Annotated in this window: 13 protein-coding genes; 5 read left to right on the top strand and 8 right to left on the bottom strand. The window is 43.9% G+C overall.

The genetic code is table 11. The annotated features are described in order from the left end of the window. Positions 1-250 precede the first annotated feature (250 nt). Positions 251-1033: a nucleotidyltransferase domain-containing protein gene (locus ACFPFU_RS03470; RefSeq protein ID WP_377061552.1), complete on the bottom strand. Its 783-nt coding sequence runs from the start codon at positions 1031-1033 to the stop codon at positions 251-253. A gap of 270 nt (positions 1034-1303) precedes the next feature. Between ACFPFU_RS03470 and ACFPFU_RS03465 the strand changes: the two genes are divergently transcribed. Together ACFPFU_RS03465 and ACFPFU_RS03460 are read left to right on the top strand one after the other, a co-directional pair. Continuing rightward, positions 1304-2305: an aldo/keto reductase gene (locus tag ACFPFU_RS03465; RefSeq protein WP_377061551.1), complete on the top strand. Its 1002-nt coding sequence runs from the start codon at positions 1304-1306 to the stop codon at positions 2303-2305. 48 nt (positions 2306-2353) lie between these two features. Beyond that, positions 2354-2917, top strand: a complete 564-nt coding sequence (locus tag ACFPFU_RS03460) for a CPBP family intramembrane glutamic endopeptidase (RefSeq protein WP_377061549.1) — start codon at positions 2354-2356, stop codon at positions 2915-2917. Positions 2918-2972: 55 nt separating this feature from the next. Here ACFPFU_RS03460 and ACFPFU_RS03455 read toward each other — a convergent pair whose 3' ends face one another. The 5 genes from ACFPFU_RS03455 to ACFPFU_RS03435 form a co-directional block, all read right to left on the bottom strand. Continuing rightward, entirely contained in the window at positions 2973-4889 is a 1917-nt protein-coding gene (locus ACFPFU_RS03455) for a beta-N-acetylhexosaminidase (protein ID WP_377061547.1), read from the bottom strand. Positions 4890-5009: 120 nt separating this feature from the next. Then, positions 5010-5225, bottom strand: a complete 216-nt coding sequence (locus ACFPFU_RS03450; RefSeq protein WP_377061545.1) for a hypothetical protein — start codon at positions 5223-5225, stop codon at positions 5010-5012. 317 nt (positions 5226-5542) lie between these two features. Continuing rightward, on the bottom strand, positions 5543-6493 hold the full coding sequence (locus tag ACFPFU_RS03445) for a metallophosphoesterase family protein (protein ID WP_377061543.1): 951 nt from the start codon (positions 6491-6493) through the stop codon (positions 5543-5545). 36 nt (positions 6494-6529) lie between these two features. Further along, positions 6530-10486, bottom strand: a complete 3957-nt coding sequence (locus tag ACFPFU_RS03440) for a heparinase II/III family protein (RefSeq protein WP_377061541.1) — start codon at positions 10484-10486, stop codon at positions 6530-6532. 83 nt (positions 10487-10569) lie between these two features. After that, entirely contained in the window at positions 10570-11688 is a 1119-nt protein-coding gene (locus ACFPFU_RS03435) for a glycosyltransferase (RefSeq protein WP_377061539.1), read from the bottom strand. A 463-nt stretch (positions 11689-12151) separates the two neighbouring features. Here ACFPFU_RS03435 and ACFPFU_RS03430 point away from each other — a divergent pair, with 463 nt between their 5' ends. Together ACFPFU_RS03430 and ACFPFU_RS03425 are read left to right on the top strand one after the other, a co-directional pair. Beyond that, positions 12152-13912 carry an SLC13 family permease gene (locus ACFPFU_RS03430; protein WP_377061537.1) on the top strand — a complete coding sequence of 587 codons (1761 nt, stop codon included), beginning with the start codon at positions 12152-12154 and terminating at the stop codon, positions 13910-13912. Between the two features lie 493 nt (positions 13913-14405). Beyond that, positions 14406-15803 carry a nucleotide sugar dehydrogenase gene (locus ACFPFU_RS03425; protein ID WP_377061535.1) on the top strand — a complete coding sequence of 466 codons (1398 nt, stop codon included), beginning with the start codon at positions 14406-14408 and terminating at the stop codon, positions 15801-15803. A 148-nt stretch (positions 15804-15951) separates the two neighbouring features. Here the strand turns inward: ACFPFU_RS03425 and ACFPFU_RS03420 are convergent, their stop codons facing one another. Beyond that, positions 15952-16323, bottom strand: a complete 372-nt coding sequence (locus ACFPFU_RS03420) for a BlaI/MecI/CopY family transcriptional regulator (RefSeq protein WP_377061533.1) — start codon at positions 16321-16323, stop codon at positions 15952-15954. 552 nt (positions 16324-16875) lie between these two features. Continuing rightward, positions 16876-17625, bottom strand: a complete 750-nt coding sequence (locus ACFPFU_RS03415; protein WP_377061531.1) for an acyl-CoA desaturase — start codon at positions 17623-17625, stop codon at positions 16876-16878. Positions 17626-17935: 310 nt separating this feature from the next. Here ACFPFU_RS03415 and ACFPFU_RS03410 point away from each other — a divergent pair, with 310 nt between their 5' ends. Beyond that, positions 17936-18520, top strand: coding sequence for an RNA polymerase sigma factor (locus tag ACFPFU_RS03410; protein ID WP_377061529.1), 585 nt, complete (start codon positions 17936-17938; stop codon positions 18518-18520). Positions 18521-18542 lie beyond the last annotated feature (22 nt).

Raw genomic sequence — 18542 nt, 5'->3', positions numbered from 1 at the left:
TTATAGGTTTAATGGGTGCGGTATTTTGGATTGAGCTTAAAGGAATAAATTGATATTAATATACAATCCTGAGAGCTATTGTACAAGTGGATTTATCGCCAATGGTGAAATTTGGGTTTGGAGTATGGCGGTTAAAACAGCTGAATGGTTGGGTTTTGGCAAATTTCTCCCGGTACTCCCTAAAATGAGCGCTCACCATTTCCATAAATTGTCATTTTGTTACCGTTTTTTTGATCAGGAAAACCTTCTGTTATTTTTTGTTTTCAATTTCATCGAAGTAAAGCATAACTTTCTCCTCAGCTGCATTTTGTAGTTCAATATTATCATCAAAAAGCGTCGTCCTGAGCTGTCTATACAGCGACACAGCGTTGCGTAAACAGTCCAGTAAAGATTGTCGGTCATAGGTTGGAATGGTCTGCTTCAGGTGATGTAAGTCGTCTTCATTGCATTCTTTTTCAACTTTTCTCACCCCGCGGGGCAGGTTGCCGTTCTTGAGGTGCAACAGCGGCCCCAAAACCACCATTCTTAAAAAGCCAAAAAAATCGAATGCTTCAAAATATTCTCCACGCCCTATTTTTAGCAGCGAATAATGAACCCAAGTCCAAAAGCGGTCTTCGATCCATTGGTAGTCAGGATGGGGAAATTTTGATATGGAATTGTCTATTACATGTTGAAGTTGCCCGTTTTTGTCCAAAAGAAGAATTGGCGTTTCCACACGGGAATGAAATTCGTCAAGGGTTACAAATTTTATATCCACGTGCAAAAGCGGATTGTCGTAAAGGCAAATAAGAACCCTTGGTTCCCCAACATGTTCGCCCGTGAAGCCAGAGAGAAAATCACCTAGCCGCTTGGCGTAACCCATCATTAAATTCCTGTCGCCGGATATTTTGGTCTTTGTTACCAGTGTTAAATCAAGGTCTGAAAATTCGTCTATTTGGTTTGTCAACCAGGAACCGCCCACAGCCAATCCGATTACATCGTCATCGGATTCAAAGACTGTTTTAGCTCTGTTTACAAATTCTACCTGTATCATACGCTATCAAATATTCGACTTTTTGGTTAGGATAACCGCTCACATTTCTGTCCTGCTGCAATGAAGCCTTCCATCACAGCGCAAAGATACTAAAAGGACTGAGCTCGACTATGGTATGTCAACCCTATCGCGGCAACGACAGAAGGTTAAAATCCACGGTAGAAAAAGCAGGTTTCATGCCAGGGGTTTGGTAAAGTAATTCTCTAGCCGTATTTTCATGCACTTCTAAAATTACCTTTTTATCCAATAACTTTAAAATCAACCGGAATTATGCCAACTGTACCCAAAACCGCTCTACCTCATGCCGATTTTGAAATTTCAAAGTTGATCTTTGGATGCTGGGCCATCGTAGGCGGATTCAACTGGGGTCCTCAGGATGAAAGGGACTCACTGACAGCCATAAGGGCAGCTTTTGATCTGGGGATCAATTGCTTTGATACGGCGGAAGCCTATGGAAGCGGTCAATCCGAAAATCTTCTGGCAAAGGCAATGGAAGGAAAAAGAAAGGAAATCGTGATCGCCTCGAAGGTTGGACCGATGGACTTTGCTCCCGAAAATGTCATGAGCGCTTGCGAACGGGGATTAAAAAATCTTCAAACCGACTATATTGATCTTTATCAATTGCATTGGCCAAATCCGGATATCCCTTTGGAAGATACTTTAGGCGCATTGCAAACCCTCAAGGACCAAGGTAAGATCAGGGCTTATGGGGTCTCTAATTTTGGGAACAAAAGTCTGGATATATGTAAGCACTCAGGGTTTCATATCAGTAGCAACCAAATGGCCTATAATTTGATTTTCAGGGCCATTGAGTACAGCATTTTGCCACAGTGTGTAAAGGATAATGTGCCTGTTCTTTGTTATTCTCCCATTATGCAGGGATTGTTGACCGGCAAGTTTGCCTCGGAAAATGAAGTGCCGGATGACCGGGCGAGAACGAGACACTTCAGTCACCGCAGATCCCAGGCAAGGCATCAGGAGGATGGCTGTGAGAAGGAAACTTTCCAGACCTTAGCAGAGATCAAGGCATTTTCCGAAGAAGTGAACATTCCCATGGGGAGCTTGAGCCTTGCCTGGCTGTTGGCACAGCAGGGAGTAGGAGGGGTGATTGTCGGTGGAAGGAATGCCGACCAGGTCAGCAAAAATATGGAAGCATTGAAGGTTAAACTTACGCCGGATATAATCAGTAGACTGAACGAAATCACGGAGCCCTTGAAGGAAAAATTGGGGCCGAATGCCGATCTGTGGCAAACTGATAGCAGGGCAATATAAAGCCACCCATTTGTGAAAATCTATTCAGCACACATTCCAGAGACTTAAGTGAAATATAAAATTATATGGATAGGTTGGTTCACGGTGTTGGGTTTTGGTCTGGTCGGCTTGGCGTTGGTTTGGTTTTTTCAGGATATTGAAATCGGGGAATTGTTTTCCAGAGGCTGGCCGCTTGGCTGGCAGCTGCTTTTAGGGGTTTTCACGGGAATGGTCGCTTCGGGTATCGCCTGGTTTCTGATTACGCGAAGTTTTTTTGACAAACAGAGGGTATTTTACCGGGATATGATCAACCGGTGGTCATGGACACCTTCCACTATTCTTTTTGTCTCCTTTTGTGCCGGCGTGGGAGAAGAACTGTTTTTCCGCGCAGGACTGCAGCCTTTGCTGGGTCTGTGGGAAACATCAATCCTTTTTGTTTTGTTACACGGCTATCTCAATCCTTTTAACTGGAGGATCAGTGTGTATGGAGTCGTTATGGTTTTTATCATTTCCTGTTTTGGCTATCTTTTTGAGAGGACAGGCATATACACAGCCATGACTGCCCATGCGGTATTTGACTGGGTCTTATTGAGTTGGATGACGGGTAGGTTGGGCAAGCCGCCTGTGTCATAAAAAAAGCCCCTGAAGTTTCCTCCGAGGGGCCGTTTGGGAGTAAATCCGAACTTTTCTATTCTATGGTAACCGAAAATTCATTGCTGCTCCGGCCTTTTGGTGTCACCACAATGTATTTCAGGGTCAATGCTTCTTGGCCTTCCCCTGTGATGGGAGCCAGAAAAGGAGCGGAATACAAGGCGGCTGTTTGATCCGCTTTGTGGCCATCTACGGTGTAGTACACTTTTGCATTGGCCACCATCGGCTGGATGCTTATTTTATGCCTGCCTGTCTCATTGTCCCTTTCTATCTGTACATTTGCTTCGGGTATTCTGAAAAACACGTTTCGTTCTTCAAGCGCCTTTAGGGTTTTTGGTAACCTTTCCAGGGAAAATTCCTGAAAGTCCTTCTCTTCTTTCTTTTTCCAGGCTACTTCTGAAAGGGCCAAGGCACGTGGGAAAAGGAAATATTCCATTTTGTTATTGGTGGGAATGTATTCTGTCCAAAGGTTCGCCTGAACGCCGAGCACATGCTTCCTTTCATCCGCATTCAGCGTGTCAGGAATGGGAGAATAGCTGTAAACCTTGTCCAGGGGAAGGAATCCTCCGATGGCAAGAGGCTCGGTGGACTTGTCCTGTGCCTGATAATGGTCAAAATACAGGTGGCTGTTGGGAGTCATGATCACGTCATGTCCCATTTTGGCAGCGGCTATCCCGCCTTTTTCCCCTCTCCAGCTCATCACCGTGGCATTGGGAGCGAGGCCGCCCTCCAGAATTTCATCCCATCCTATCAGTTTTCTGCCATTTTTGTTCAAAAACTTTTCTATCCTTCGGATAAAGAAACTCTGCAATTCATGTTCGTCTTCCAGTTTTTCCTTTTTGATGACCCTCTGGGCAATTTCAGAAGTTTCCCAATGGTCTTTGGGAACCTCATCTCCCCCGATATGGATATATTCGCTCGGGAATATAGCCATCACCTCCGTCAACACATCTTCCAGGAATCTGAATGCGTTTTCCGTCGGTCCATAAATGTTGTAATGAACTCCCCAGTATCCGGGTACATCGGTGCTTAAATCGTTGTCCAATGGCTCACCTTTTTGGTTGGTCGCAGCAATGGAGCCTGGCAGCGCCTTTCCTTCTTTTACCTCAAAGCTCCCGAGTTCGGGATAAGCCGCCAAAACAGCTGAGCTGTGGCCGGGCAGTTCTATTTCCGGAATCACCGTAATCTTCCTTTCTGAGGCGTAGCGGACAATTTCCCTGGCCTCTTCCTGGGTATAATAACCCCCGTGTTTTTTGCCATCATAGATAAACGGCTTAAAATCGTAATACTGGCCAATGATGGTAGAATCCCGCCAAGCGCTGATTTCTGTCAATTTGGGGTATTTTTTGATTTCCAAACGCCAGCCCTGATCTTCTGTGAGATGCCAGTGCAGCCGGTTGAATTTGAAATAAGCCATCATATCGATCATTTTCTTGATCTGGTCAGTGGTGAAAAAGTGGCGGGCCACGTCCAACATGATGCCTCTGTATCCAAACGCAGGCTCGTCCTCAATGTTAACCGAAGGAATAACCACCTGTCCATCATGGTTTTCCATTAACTGCAAGAGGGACTGCATACCATAAAATATGCCGGCCGAACTCCCTTTGATCAATATTTTTTCATCATTGACCGTTAAGGAATACGCTTCTTTATTGTCAAATTTATTGCTTTCTTCCAAAATGATTGCCTGCCGGTCCTGATCGATCAGGCTGATTTTCAAGTCAAAACCTGAGCCTGACTTGAGAAATTCATTAAAGAGGGCGGCCGTTTTTCTGGTGTCGTCTGATTTGGCCACAATGGCAGTTCCTGGATGCAGTATGAAAGCGCCCTCCCTGACGTCTATCGATTTGGGTTGGGGTATGATGCTGACACTGCTTTGGGCCTGCGCCCAATAAGATTGGCAATACGCTATGGACAGCATACCAAGCCCGAAGAGTAGTTTTTTGTAGTTCATTTGATTTGGGTTGACTTAATTCGTTGCGCTTTGATAGCATTTTTTTGATCTGACTAACGAATAGGTATAAAAACCTATTTTTTTAAATTATCAGCTAAAGATAAATAAAATTTTTCAAGATTAATGGGGGAGTGAATGGGAAGTTTTTCGCCCGATTTTCTTTTTCCGGTTCTCTATTTCCTGAATACTGCGTGAATAGGGAATAGGGAAAAGAGAACAGGAGGTTTCGTCCGATTCCCTGTTACCTGTTACCTGTTCCCTGTTTTTCGTTTTCTGAATAATGAGTGAATAGGGAAAAGAGAACAGGAAGTTTCCGCCCTGTTTCCTGTTCCCCATTCCCGATTCCCTGTTTCCTGAATGCCCAGTGAATAGGGAATAGGGAAAAGAGAACGGGAGATTTCGTTCGATTCCCTGTTACCTGTTACCTGTTCCGTGTTTTTCGTTTTCTGAATAATGAGTGAATAGGAAAAAGAGAACAGGAAGTTTTTGCCCGGTTTCCTGTTCCCCATTCCCGATTCCCTGTTTCCTGAGTACTCCGTGAAAAGTGAATAGGGAAAAGGGAACAGGAGGTTTTCGCCCGATTCCCTGTTCCCCGTTCCCTATTTCCTAGCTAAATAGTGATAAGTAAACGCCAAGGCTTGATTTTTTTAAAGTTAATTCCCTTTCACCAAATGCTGATGGATTTCAAACAGGTTGGGGTTTTTGGGGTCTATTTTGATCTTTACGGCGTGCATATTTCTATCACCGAATACCTGCACCGCGGTGAAATTGGTCAAGACCTTTCTGTCTTCATCTACCAGGGGTTTATCTATCATAAAGCTGTGAAAATCCCCGTAGACCAACAATACCGGTTTTCCGAAATCCATTACTTCCTCTCTGAGCTGATTCACGAAGCTTTTGTGACCGTTGCTTTCCTCTTGGCTATGGTAGTTCAGGCCGGCATGCAGCATAAGGACCACACCCCGGTGGTCGCCTTGTTTGGCTTGGTTGAAAATTTGGGCCAACCAAAAAAGATTCGCCATTTCCCTTTCGTAAAATTCATCATTCAGTGCTTCCTCTCCCAGTTGGAGGTTATTGTTGGAACCCACCACGTGGATGGTGCCGAAAGAGACTTTGCCGGCTTCCCATAAGGCATTTTCCACGAATTTTTCAAATCCTTCAAACTGGTTCTGGGTCTGTAAGGGCATGTTTTTTTTTCCCTGGCTACGGCTTTCGCTGAAAAACAGCTGTCTGAGTTTGTCCAATCTTTCTTCGGGGTCATAATTGCCGCAGGCATCCCGGTGACAATCTGTCCATTCATTGTCGCCCGGAGTATAGATCAGCGGATGTTCGAATTGCTGGAAATATCCATGTATTCTTTCGAAGTATTCGTCGCTGCACGGTGTGCTTCCGGATTTGATATCACCGATGTGGATGGTAAAGGCCGGTTGCTGTTTGTTGAGGTCCTTGATCAAGGTCTCAAACCTGTCAAAATCTTCGGGGAGATGATAAGGAATATCCCCGATGGCCATGAAGTCGAACCTTTCCGGCTCATTGCTTCGACAGGCTGTATAAAAAAGAAAAAGAAGAAGAATCGATGTGTTTTTAAAGGAGGAGAAAAGCATGAACTTAGGTTTTTTGGTTGAATCCAAGGGAAGCGATTATTGTTTGGATAAAAGGTATTGGATAGTTTTGGTGTCCCCGTTATGTTGTATCTCCAACTCCATTTTTCGGCCTCCTATTTTATGTTTTCGGGTTATCCGGACTTTGGGTTCGGGGATATCTCCTGTATAAGGCACTACCAGCGTAGTGAACCTGTGGCCCTTTGATCCGGACTTTTTCTCGATGCTATAAGTAAATGCGGGGCGCGGTTCTTTTTGGGTGTAAATAAAAGACACCTGTCCCTCCGTCTCTTCCATCTGCAAACCTTCCTGAGGATTGGTACGGATGAGAACATTGTATCCCTGTTCAAAAGCAGAATGGGCACTCAGTCCTTCTTTGTCCATATGGACCTTTCCCGGTGCAAGCTGAAAGTTCAGATCCAGTTGGCCGGTGGCCGTACCGATGGCTTCATCAATGATGACAAAATAGCTTTTGTCTACAAAAATGACAGATCTCCGGTGTGCCAGTCCAGGATAACTTTGGTTTTCCACCACGAGAATATCATGGTCATCACCCGGTTTCCAAAGCAACAGCTTAGGATCGTAGGCTGCGTTGGCCCCATCAAGTGTCATGGTCTGGTGTACTTTTGTCTGGCGGAACCAAGCGCGGTTTTCCGGGTCTCCACTGTATATAAAGGAGCCCGAGTCCGGCATTAGGTTTCTTCCTCCTGCATACAGTTCAAAAGTGCCGTTATCAGGTTGGCAATGGCCGCCTCCATCAGGACCACATTTGAGCACCAGGCAAATGGCTTCTTTATCCCAGCCGCTTCTCATGGAATACAAACCGCTTTCCTTTAAGGCAAATGCGGTAGCTTCCGGCATACTTCCTTCCTTTCCTTCTGTGGCGACAAACAGAAAATCCTCCCGGTCAAAAAGTCTGGCCCAATCCTTCAGCCTTTCGTAATATTGTCCTGGATTTCCTGTCCAAGCGTCGCCGAATTGGGGTGTTGTCCCGTCAGGAAATGCCAGTTTCATGGGGACTTCGCACATTTTCCCAATAAGATTCAGGTAATCTTCACTGAATTTTTTCTCCTGGCCGTTCATCTGCGCCAGTTCGTAGGTGCGCATAAACCAACCGATACTTCCCATATGGTAACCAAATGCCAGTTCCCTCTGATGTCCATCTGAATACACCTGGTTATGGATTTCATGGTTAAGTCTTTGGGCCGACTCGTCCAGCCATTCCTCAGAAGCTTTAAATTCAGGAAAAGTCATGGCAATATAGCCCAGCCCCTCAGCCTCCATTAGCGCCCAATTACTTCCTTTCCTGTACTGGGTCATCAGGTAATCAGCATGTTCATGCAGAGAAGAAAGGAAGGCGACCAGTGTTTCCACGGTAAAATGCGGCGAGTCCAGGAAATATTGAAAAAGCGACGTCCACCGGTATCCCCGGATTCCTGCTTCTATAGATCGCCAGGCATGCCGGTGTGCTTCATCCCGGGGGTTTTTGTGGACCCAGTCCATCAGTTGCCGTGCCCACGCCTCCGCATATTTTTCATCGGCGCTATGCCAGTAGGCTTTGGCCATAGCCTCCCAGAAACCCATTCGGTTCAATTGCCAAACCCATTCATTGTCACTCACAGGTCTGCTGGCCCAGTTGATGTTTCTGCCTACAAAAAAGGGTGGGTAGGCAGGTTGCCCAACCATGATATGGACGAGGGCATTATCGGCGGTTTCCAGTTCTTTCCCGTTGGCAAAACTACCCCTGGATGCTTGTTTCCTTGCCCGGTCTATGGGGTGGTTTACCGAGTTTCTTTTTCTATAATAATCCAACAGTTTTCTGGCAGCCAGAAGAGGGTTGTCCAGATTTTTACGGACCTCATCCATCTCTTTTGCTTGGATATCCAGCAAGGATACCAGGTTTTCAAATCTTGTATGGAATTCCCCGGTGGTTTTTCCATAAATCACATCTTCCCTGTTATCAGAAAGCTGGTTATAGCCGATTTCCTGATTTTCCCCTATCTCGAGGCCAATACCTTGTCCGCCATTGTTTCTGACGATGTTGTCGTTGACTTTGGCCAAAGCCACGCCATCCATCCATTTATCGAAGTAAAGGCCATGCCGGTCGTTTCCTTCGATAAAGTTTTTGTATATCCGGACGTCCTTGCTTTCAGCCACATGGATTCCATGCAACTTATTACGTGTGGATTCATTTTCCGTAATTATGACTTCCCCGGCGAAAGAGAGATGAATGCCGCTTCCCCAGGGCGATGTGCTGAATCGGCTGTTGGACAGCTTGACCCCTGTTACCCGGGTAAGATGCAGGTTGTGGTGGAGTCCTTCGCCTGGCACCACATTGGAACCATTGTCACTGAAATCGCAACGTTCGATCTGAATGTTTTTTCCACCCCGGACAGACACCCCGTGTTTGGTGAAATTTCTGACGGTAAGGTTTTCCAATTTGATATTTTGGATCTTTCCTTCTTCTTCTGCGGAAAAAACGATCCCTTCCCTGCGCGGGGCAGACATTCTTGCCCGGGTCCTTCTGCCCTGGTTAGGATCAGTCCCCGGATCCAGGGAAGTGGCCCCTTCCAACACAAAATTTTTTAAAATCACATCTTGAAGCTCAGGATCTTTATTGCCCATGGTCAAACCGGTCATGTTGGACCGTAGCATCAGCACTGTCTCTTTACCCATCCCTTCTATCACGGTTTGACTGGGAACCAGTAATGTCTCGCTTAAGACATGGACACCCTTCCCCAGCACCACCTTTTTCCCACTTCTGGAAGCGATATCCAAAGCTGCCTGGACAGGCTCTCCCGGCTTTACAAGAATCATATTTTCACCGGTGTCAATGGTTCCTTCCATAGCCCCCGTGTACGGCCGTGCTTGTTGGAGAGGGGGAGGAAGAGTGTTTTCTTCAACGGCAGGCGTCTGGGCTCTTTGAGATACAAGAAAGTTCAAAGAGGATTGCGGCCGGGTTTGTTCAACAGCTTTTTTTGTAAAGGGCATCTCCATAGCCTTCACCTGGGTATAGTGGAAAAGCACAGGTTCATAGATATCCCTGAATTCCCCTCTCCCCCTTTGTGAAATGGTACCGTACACGGCTACCTCTTCTCCCAGCATAAATTTGGAAGTATATTCAAAGCCCAGGGCCAGCCGGTTGTCCGCCACACCGTAAAGGTCCACCCCCTGGGTCCAGGCCACTTGCGCTGCTTTCGCAAACTCCCCCAGACCTAGCTGAACATGCGGCCAGTCGCGGGTACTTTCCTGTATCTGGCCATTGGGGTAAATGTATTTTGTAATCCCACCGTTGTTGGGACCCCAATAAAATCGCTCAACAGCTTTTTGGAAAATATCCGGTCGATCAGTAAAAATACCGATGCATAGCATGGTATTGATCATGGCTGCATCCCAGTTGCCATTTGCTTCCGTAAAGAAATCCTGAATGTAAGGATAATAGACCGTCAGCATCAGCTGTGAAAACTCCCGGATTTCGCTTTCCGCCCATCCTGCCTTGCTGTACCTTAATATTTCAGCGGCGTTGAGGAAATTTTGTCCCGTAAGTCCGGCGATCAGTTTGGCGTCATTATCATCAAAATCCCAGAGTGTTTTGGACCAGGCGTTGATGATGGCAATGGCTTTTTCTGCATGGTCTTTGTCTTCCGTAATGTACCACAACAGGGCATGTCTGTAGGCCTGGGCTGCACCGGCAGAAAGTTCCCTATGACCGTGTCCCTCCCTCCCATAGGATCCTCTCACCACATGGGTGAAGGGCTCCGTTTCAAAATCCAAAGGGGTGTCGGCTTTCAAAATTTCGTACGCCTTTACCCAATTTTCTTCTCCTGACCGGATTTTTGCCTTCATGTATTCGAGGTCGTCATGGTTCTGCATCATTCCCGGGTGTACAAACTGTTGAGGAAGGATGATGGAAACGCCGGATGGACTCGTTTGGGAAAACAGGTGAATTGGAATAAACAGAAACAGTAAAAATTTTCGGTAGATTATCCACGTCATAATATTAAATTTGGGTGACGGTTTTATTTTAAGCCCAAAATAATCAGTTTTACCCAAATAATCTATGAAATGAAAAATTAGGTTTAACTCAGTTTGAAAATAAATAAATACAGACTGAGTCTGATGTGAAAAGGAAATTTTTCACCGTGAACCATATCCATCAGGCTTTTTTTTGTTTTCCCTTCCCGATATGCTTCACGGATTCTTTCTTTGAAAAGTCTTTTTTGTTCCTTGAAAATGGACTTGTATTTATAATAAATAGCAACGGTCTTCAACTGATGGATAAATTTTCCCCGGTAGGGGATTTGTAAACCCAGATGCAGGATCTGCTTTGCATTTTCATCCATGTTAAGTTTTTTGAGCGTGATCTGTCTTAATCCCGCCCCATCCCGTGGGTTGTATTTTTTGATTTCTTCCCTGAGGTTTTTCTCTGAAAAGCTTTTTCTAAGGTATCTTCCTGAACAGTTGTAGCGGACGTAGTTGTCAAAATCTGCGGGGTCCAGATAGCCGTCACCAAGGTTACCATTATAACTTCTCTGGTCAAATACAATGCAGGGTCTACCGCAGGCCATGGCGTCATAAACCGACCGCCCAAGCCCAACCACAATGTCAGCCCTGTTGATTTCGGGGGCTATGTCAAAAGTGGGGTTCACAAATTTGTTGATCGATTGAAACGAAATGCCTTCTGATTCGCAGGCTTTTTTCAGAAGTTCGTTGGCCGTCTCACTTTGACATAGGGACAGTAATTTTTCAGGCGGATCATTAAGGGCTTGTTGTGGCTGAAAAATCCGCGTGTCGATGCCATTTAATATCACTTCAGCGTCGAAACCTTTGACGCGTAGATGGGCTGCGGTTTCTTCCGAAACAGCAATATGCCGAAACGCCAGGGGGGAGGGTTGTTCCAAAGGAGGCAGCGTACCATGACAGATCTGGATAATCGGTCCCTGGCCAAAGAGGTAATTGACCGTGGTATTGTGGTTGGCGATAATCAGGTCATAATCGTTGTGGGATTTGAACGGTATGCCCAGCTCCTTTTCTATTTTTTCAGACGTATCTCCTTTTTTAAAAGTAAAGTATTCCAATATTAAGCCGGGAACCTTTTTAAGGGATCCAAGAAAGTAATACGTATACACCTCTGTGCCACCGACAGTGTCCAGGTGGTTTGTCGCAATAAGGATCCGGTATTTAGTATCAGTTGGCATTCAGACAGGCAGTTTCATTATGTTTTTTTATTAAACGGCATTTTAGGGATAACTTCGCAAAAATAAACGTTTTTGTACATTTGTGAGTTTGTTTCGGGGTTGCACGACCTTCAAGATATGGAGCGTGTTTCGGGGTTTGGGCACTTTTAAATTTTGAAATTAACCGGGGCTGGAGTAGTTTTGTAGGCCAGGCCTTTACTACAGCTTAAATTGTAAAATATTCTTTTCTCAGTTTGCAGCTTGACTTTATTTTGGTATTAGAATTGGGTCACCTATTTTGGGTAAAGAATCAAAGGATACTCAGAATTGGCGACCAGGTTTCCTTACTGTATCCAAGAAACAATCAGGTGATTTGAAAAAGCAAAAAAGTTGTTAAGGAGGCACCGAATACCCTACCAAAACTGTCTGATAAATGGTAAAATAGGTAGAAGTCAAAAGCTGGTTATTATTTGATGATTTATATATGGAATATAAGGCAATATTTGTTATTCTCTTAGTGATCATGTTGGTTTTTGTATTGTACAAAGATCTGCTTCGGCCTGCTTTCGCTTTTTTGGCTACGGCTTTTGTTTTTATCGTTTCCCAAATCATCAGCCCCGAGGAATTTTTAGCGGGGTTGGCAAACAAGCAGATTATTGTCATTTTTCTGCTGATAGGAGTCACCGCCGGTATTCAAAAAAATATAGGTTCAGGTTTTTTTTATAGAATATTCAGTGAAAAACTCACTCCGACAAGGTTCCGTACCAAGTTGATGTTTTTAGTAGGCAGCCTTTCGGCGTTATTGAACAATACTCCTATTGTGGCGTTTATGATACCTTACGTAAAAGAATGGGCGGAAAAAAACAATTTTCCGGCATCGAAGTTTTTGATTCCGCTTTCTTATGCCACGATATTGGGAGGAATGATTACGGTAGTGGGCACATCTACCAACTTGGTACTCAACGGATTGATCAGCCAGTATGGACTGCCGATGTTAGGATTCCAGGATTTTTTGTTCATTGGTTCTGCGGTGGCCCTGATCGGTATCAGTTATTTGGTTTTTGCCTCTGACAGGTTGCTTCCGGAAAGGGAGGGGAACAAGACCGAGGTAATGGCTCATATCAATGAATATATTATAGAAGCCGTGGTGGTGGGAGACTCCAGTATTATTGGGAAATCCGTGAAGGACGCCGGACTGAGGAGTTTGAAAGAGATATTTTTGGCTGAAATCTCGAGAGAAGGAAGGGAAATTTCTCCCGTTTCCCCTAGGGAAGTGCTTCAGCCGGGAGATAAACTTTTTTTTACCGGAAGCACCAAAGCCATTTTGGAGTTGATCAGTCAGGAAAAGGGTCTGGTGTTACCGGAGGAGACCTATATCAATATGAACGGGTATTTCCGATTGACCGAAGCGGTGGTTCCCAGTACTTCCAATCTTATCGGGGAGAAAATTAAAAAAAGTGATTTCAGAAAGCGGTTTCAGGCCTCCATTATATCTCTTTACCGTAAAGGGGAAAAACTTAGGGGCAATATAGGGGAGACAAAAATACAGGCGGGAGATCTCCTGCTGATGCTTTCAGGGGAAAACAGTTTTCAACAGGAAAGCAATAAGGATTTGATCGTAATCACCCTTCAGGATGAGATTGATGCCCGTTCGGTTCAAAACAACGTTCTCCCTTCTGTCCTGGCTGTAGGGATTCTCCTGACAGGAATTGTTGGGTGGATAGACCTTTTTATGGCCGCATTTGGTGGCATCATTGTACTTTATCTTTTCAGGGTGCTCAATTTAACTGTGTTGAGAAAATCAGTGGATCTGGACCTACTGCTGATTCTGGTATGTTCCCTGGCCATAGGAGTGGCTCTGAAAAACTCGGGGGCAGCATCTCTGATGGTGGACGGCATGTTATGGATGACGGACGGAGCGGGTGTGATGTTTTCGATCTCGTTATTATTTGTGCTGACATTGGTTTTAACAAGTATGATCACAAATGCCGCAGCAGTTTCGATAATGTTTCCGATGGCGATGGAAATGGCCATCCGGCTGGAGGCGCCATTTGCGGCTTTTTTCCTGGCCATCGCTTTCGCGGCATCAGGGGATTTTATGACACCTATCGGATATCAGACCAACCTGATGATCATGGGGCCGGGAAATTATAAATTTAAAGACTATTTCAAAATTGGTCTGCCCCTGACGATAATTTATACATTAGTGACATTGATGGGGATAAAGCTTTATTTTCAGTTATAAATTAAGGATTATATCGGGAAAGTCACTTGATCGGCTTATATTTTATATCGGAATTTTTTATTAAAAACAGTATATAATATATAAAAAACAGATATTTATCGGTGTAATCTACAATTTCCTTTGCTTTTTAAACCTTCAAAAATTTTGAATTGTTGGGTCATGGCTATACTTTTACGAAAAATTATGAAGTTGATTTTGATCATGAATTCAATGTTTGTGAACTTTGCTCAGTTGGAATTTAATGTATCGCATTAGCATGGACACCGTTTTTCTGTGATAGATGGCCATGCGCTCCCCTTATTTGTTACGTGATTACCTCAATGGTATTTAAAAGAAAGTGTAAGCATGGGCTGACGCTTATACCGATTAAATGATCAATGGACCGGCATCGAGCCGCACGGCATGATTACCGAAAAAGAGAATGAAATTAAGATATTGATATTTTACTTGATTGTTAGAGAGATAAATTAAATTATTGGAAAATTGTTTTAAAATGAAAGTCAAAAATATTTGTTGTATCGGTGCGGGCTATGTCGGAGGACCTACCATGGCAGTGATCGCCAAAAAGTGCCCGGAAATAAAAGTGACAGTTGTGGATATTAACCAAGCCAGAATAGCCGCTTGGAATGATGAAGACGTAAATAATATTCCTGTTTATGAACCTGGTCTTGGCGAGATCGTTGCTGAATCCAGAGGCCGAAATCTATTTTTCTCCACCGATGTGGACGGCGCCATAGATGAAGCGGATATGATCTTTATATCCGTCAATACTCCTACCAAGACTTATGGTGAAGGAAAAGGGCAGGCCGCCGATTTGAAATGGATAGAACTTTGTGCGCGCCAAATTGCCAGAGTGGCCAAAGGGGATAAGATAGTGGTGGAAAAATCAACGCTCCCGGTCCGTACCGCCAGTACGTTGAAGGATATTTTGGAACATACCGGTAACGGCCCCCATTTCCAGATTCTTTCCAACCCTGAGTTTCTAGCTGAAGGAACCGCGGTACAGGATCTCTTGGAACCGGACAGGGTGCTGATAGGAGGTAGCCAGGATGAGGGCGGACAGAAAGCGATACAGGAACTGGTAAATATTTATGCGCACTGGGTGCCTAAGGAAAAAATATTGACTACCAATGTCTGGTCATCGGAACTTTCCAAACTCACTGCTAACGCTTATTTGGCCCAACGGGTATCTTCTATTAATTCTCTGTCTGAACTTTGTGAACATACAGAGGCGGATATCAATGAGGTGGCTAAGGCCATTGGGACGGACAGCCGTATCGGCCCAAAATTTTTGAAAGCCTCTGTGGGTTTTGGCGGATCATGTTTTCAAAAGGACATTTTAAACCTGGTGTACATTTCCCGGACATATGGACTTCACGAGGTGGCGGATTACTGGGAACAGGTTATTCTTATGAATGACCATCAAAAACGAAGGTTTGCCAAAAAGATCATCCGGACTTTATACAATACCGTCAGCGGGAAGAAGATATCATTTCTGGGCTGGGCATTTAAAAAGGACACCAATGACACGAGGGAATCCGCGGCAATATATGTAGCCGATTATCTACTTAATGAACAGTCTTATATTGCGGTATTTGACCCTAAGGTAAAGAGTGAACAGGTATTTATGGACCTTGATCGCCTGAATACACGGAACCCGGAAGAAAACAGAAAGTATGTAAAAACGGAGACAGATCCCTATAAAGCCTGTGAAGGATCCCACGCTGTAGCCGTACTGACGGAATGGGACGAGTTTACGGGCTATGACTGGCAGCGTATTTATGACAGCATGTTGAAACCCGCGCATGTTTTTGATGGCAGGAATCTGCTTGACAAAGATAAGTTGAAATCGATTGGTTTTCAGGTCCACGTCATAGGGTCATCTGATTAATGACCGTAAAAGGGTATAGGCTCTAAAAAAAAAGCTTCAGGATCATCCTGAAGCTTTTTTATGACTGCCTGATGTAGCAGTGTGAAATATTTACACAATGGGTTTTTGTAATAGTTTTTGGGATTTTTTTGAAATTGAAGCAAAAAACTTATTTCTTGTCTTTTACATCATCTTTTACCTCTGCGAGTATTTTTTCCATATCCCTCACTTCAAGATTTTCATCTTTGGCGAAAAAGGATGCTAATTTGGCAAAGGACCCTCCGAAATAACCCGACAGCAAGTTTTTAATGGAAAAACTCCTGTATTCATCTTTAGATACGATGGGATAATACTCATGTGATTTCCCATAAGCGTTGTGCTTCACAAATCCTTTTCTTTCAAGGATACGGATAATGGTGGAAACGGTGTTGTAAGCCGGTTTCGGCTCTTTCATCTTTTCGAGGACATCTTTGACAAACCCTTTCTCAATGTCCCACAAAATCTGCATGATTTGTTCTTCTGCTCTAGTTAGTTCTCTCATATAAGTAGGTGATTTTCCATGAACTTAACCATTTAGTTTTATAAATGCAATTAATTTTTAAATAATTATTTAAAAAAAGTAATATTACTAAAATTCTTGTATAGATGATATTTTTATGTAAATATCTTTTGGCAACAAAAATGAAGTTGGTATCCATTTTTTTACGTTTCACATTTTTTTTTGCATGAATTTATTTTTTTCGAAGAAAAAAAGGCTGATTTGAGGGGACAATTGAGGTAACGTAAACAGTTTGGTTTCGGCTGGATGCCTTGGCTGAATCAAAATATTTTAACAACGCCAATGATGCCATGGACGCGGGCCCGACCCGGATGAAGCGTTGTTTTTGTAAAAAAGGTTTATTCAAAGACGAAACAACAGCGCGCCACGGAGGAAGCTTTGGTGAAAGTGGTATGAGAATACATGACAAAACCTCTTTTCACACCCAATGAAAAGACATCGGTGCCTTGTCTTATGTTGAACGGGGCACTTTTCTTCGCTTATCCCTCAGGCCTCCCGATGCGGGACAGGTGCCCTAAAGAGGGAGGCTTTCCACTAAGCTGTCTTTAATTTTATGATTCCCGATGCATGGAGGAGTCTCACGATGGGATAGGTAGGGTCAAACTCATACCACTTAACCGCAAAATTGGGTCTTTTCGGAAGTTTGTGGTGGTTGTTTTGAAACAATTCCCCCAGCATAAGGAAATCCAAAAACAGGGAGTTTTTTGATTTGTCGTTGTTGTCAAAGTTGGCATAACCATACTTGTGTCCACTCCAGTTGACTATAGCCCCGTGGACCGGCCCCATCATAAAATGAATCGGCAATAGAAAATACATCCACCAATGGGTGCCGGCAAGTTCGAATACACTGATGCTGAGCACATATATCAATACATATAGCAGTCCCCAGGCAACCCTTACCGTCATGGAATCTGCAAATAAATCAAATTTATTCCAATCGGGAACATCCTTTGAGAACCGTTTTTCCGGTTTGATCCTAAAGCTGAAATGGTCATTGTAAATCTTTTTCGTTTTCCACATCATCGTGAAAAGATTCTCCGTATGGTGTGGGCTGTGGGGATCTTTTGGGGTGTCGCTGTAAGCATGGTGCATGCGATGAAGAATGGCATACGCTCTGGGTGACAGATAGGAACTTCCCTGGCATATCCACGTGAAAAAGTAAAAGAACTTTTCCCAGAATTTGTTCATCTCAAACATTTGATGGGCTGCATATCTGTGGAGAAAAAAACTTTGACAAAACAGGGAGAAATACCAGTGAAGAAGAAATAAGACAACTAGAATCACTTAATTTTAAATTTTTGTTTAACCCTGTAAAATTACGCTGTATTTTGGATATAAAGGAGTTATCCCTTCTTTTTTTTATAAAAGGTGATAAAAATCATGTGACTTGCACCCTAATCCCAGAGATATTCCGGATTTTCTTAATAAAGGCGGGCTCTGATCCCGCCCATCTGGTTGAAATTGAAAATATTCTCTTCCTGAAAAAAGCGGCCTCCCAAAATTAGTATGAACGGTTTTTTTATTTTGGCCAATTGGTTTACTTTTAGCGCTAAACTTAATGATGCCCGGAATGGAACCTAAAAAATCAAAATCAATGATTGATTTTGAAGAACAAATCCGTTACGAGAAGGCGGAGCCCTTCTTGGATGACAGGCATCTGTGGAGGCGTTTTAAATCGGGTAGCGAGTCTGCCTTTATCAAAATATATGAGTCGTATTTTGATGTGCTCTTAAATTACGGTTATCAGCTGACTGGAAGGGAAGACTTGACCCAGGATGCTATCCAGGATCTCTTCATTGATATAAGAGATAGCAGGGAAAGGTTAGGGGATACCCATTCCATCAAGTTTTATCTGATGAAGAGCCTCAAAAGAAAGCTGTTCAGAGAGTCTGCCCGTTGGTATAACCAATGCGATACGATCGCGGAAGGCCTTCCGTTTGAGGTGACCTTTTCACATGAAAAGATACTGATTGACAGACAAATCAGTGAAGAGCAATCCTTGAAACTTAATCAAGCGGTACAGAATATGCCGGGAAGAAAAAAGGAAGCCTTATATTATTTTTATTATGAGGGGTTGAGTTATGAGCAGATCAAGGAGATGATGGAGCTATCGCATATCAAGTCTGCCAGAAACCTCGTATATGAAGCCATATCTTATTTGCGGGAAGCGTTGAAATAAAATTCTGACACAGGATGGTCAT

Source organism: Negadavirga shengliensis, from assembly GCF_042652345.1.
Taxonomy (GTDB): domain Bacteria; phylum Bacteroidota; class Bacteroidia; order Cytophagales; family Cyclobacteriaceae; genus Negadavirga; species Negadavirga shengliensis.
This window is presented reverse-complemented; position numbering and strand designations above follow the sequence as displayed.